Genomic DNA, 1932 nt, shown 5'->3' with positions numbered 1-1932 from the left:
CGGCAGTTCCTGAAAGGATTTGTAAGAGACAGCCGTGACCATCGGCACACCTGAGACTGTGAAGTTTTTCTCGCACGATGCTGCGAAAGCCGGGCTGGAGACGGTGATCAGACCGAGAATTGCGATGGCATGTTTCATATTGCGTAATCCGGTTGTTGGTGAAGGTTTTCAGCTGCTGGCCGCATCAGAATGTCGACCGTTTTCCTCTGTAGGTTGATGGCGGTGGTAATGCTTCATGGGCTTGCGCGAGCGTTTCCAGCCATGTTGCTAGGCCATCGGGAACTGTATCGTTGCCGGCTTCCAGCGCCTCGATCCATGAGAGTTCACATTGCAAGGCAGAGGCAATATTGATTGGCGTCCAGCGGATCACCCGCAGGCATTCATTAAAGCGTTCTGGCGACATGATGATTTGTTATGTTCCCCGTATTTCCCCGCAGAGGCTCCCTCACGCAGCCGCGATAGTCAATCATTTTGTGCAACTTTTGATAGGCTGAACGATCCGTATTTAGCCTGCGATTCTATCGCGACGAGGGCAGTACGCGCTGCAGGATGCGCAGGCGGAATATTATACCTGCGTTATCGCCATTAATACATATATTTTTATATTTATACTTGCTAATTGGAATGAATTTTCACTTAGGTGGAGTAAGGTGAGGAGAATGGGTGGTTGGGTGAAGATTAGACCAGCAGTGGAGGGTATCGGTAAAACATATAATTTATTCAGGTGAGCGCACAAAACATATAAATAATTATAAACCGGTCACATTAAGGGGAGGATGGGGATTTGATTGGCGAAGTTTGCTTGTTTTGCACGCGAATAGTTTTGGATCGCTATAACCATGTGATTTTATATAGTTTTTACAGCGAGGTGGATTTATTTATATGGGGAACCGGAAGGAATCTAATTGGCAAGTGGATTGAAAAGGTGATGAAAATTGGCGGCGATCGATTACAATAACAATATCATGATATTGTTATTGTAATCGATCGCCGCCAATTTTCATCACCTTTTCAATCCACTTGCCAATTAGATTCCTTCCGGTTCCCCATATAAATAAATCCACCTCGCTGTAAAAACTATATAAAATCACATGGTTATAGCGATCCAAAACTATTCGCGTGCAAAACAAGCAAACTTCGCCAATCAAATCCCCATCCTCCCCTTAATGTGACCGGTTTATAATTATTTATATGTTTTGTGCGCTCACCTGAATAAATTATATGTTTTACCGATACCCTCCACTGCTGGTCTAATCTTCACCCAACCACCCATTCTCCTCACCTTACTCCACCTAAGTGAAAATTCATTCCAATTAGCAAGTATAAATATAAAAATATATGTATTAATGGCGATAACGCAGGTATAATATTCCGCCTGCGCATCCTGCAGCGCGTACTGCCCTCGTCGCGATAGAATCGCAGGCTAAATACGGATCGTTCAGCCTATCAAAAGTTGCACAAAATGATTGACTATCGCGGCTGCGTGAGGGAGCCTCTGCGGGGAAATACGGGGAACATAACAAATCATCATGTCGCCAGAACGCTTTAATGAATGCCTGCGGGTGATCCGCTGGACGCCAATCAATATTGCCTCTGCCTTGCAATGTGAACTCTCATGGATCGAGGCGCTGGAAGCCGGCAACGATACAGTTCCCGATGGCCTAGCAACATGGCTGGAAACGCTCGCGCAAGCCCATGAAGCATTACCACCGCCATCAACCTACAGAGGAAAACGGTCGACATTCTGATGCGGCCAGCAGCTGAAAACCTTCACCAACAACCGGATTACGCAATATGAAACATGCCATCGCAATTCTCGGTCTGATCACCGTCTCCAGCCCGGCTTTCGCAGCATCGTGCGAGAAAAACTTCACAGTCTCAGGTGTGCCGATGGTCACGGCTGTCTCTTACAAATCCTTTCAGGAACTGCCG

The 1932-nt window shown here is 46.4% G+C and carries 2 protein-coding genes; one reads left to right on the top strand and one right to left on the bottom strand.

What is annotated here, in order from left to right:
- Positions 1-184: 184 nt before the first annotated feature.
- Entirely contained in the window at positions 185-403 is a 219-nt protein-coding gene (locus AC5SEO_RS26830) for a hypothetical protein (protein ID WP_038493340.1), read from the bottom strand.
- A 1126-nt stretch (positions 404-1529) separates the two neighbouring features.
- Between AC5SEO_RS26830 and AC5SEO_RS26825 the strand changes: the two genes are divergently transcribed.
- Positions 1530-1748, top strand: a complete 219-nt coding sequence (locus tag AC5SEO_RS26825) for a hypothetical protein (protein ID WP_038493340.1) — start codon at positions 1530-1532, stop codon at positions 1746-1748.
- Positions 1749-1932 lie beyond the last annotated feature (184 nt).

Source organism: Agrobacterium sp. K11, assembly GCF_059429395.1.
Note: the sequence above shows the minus strand (reverse complement) of the source record. Positions and strands in the feature narration are given on the sequence as shown.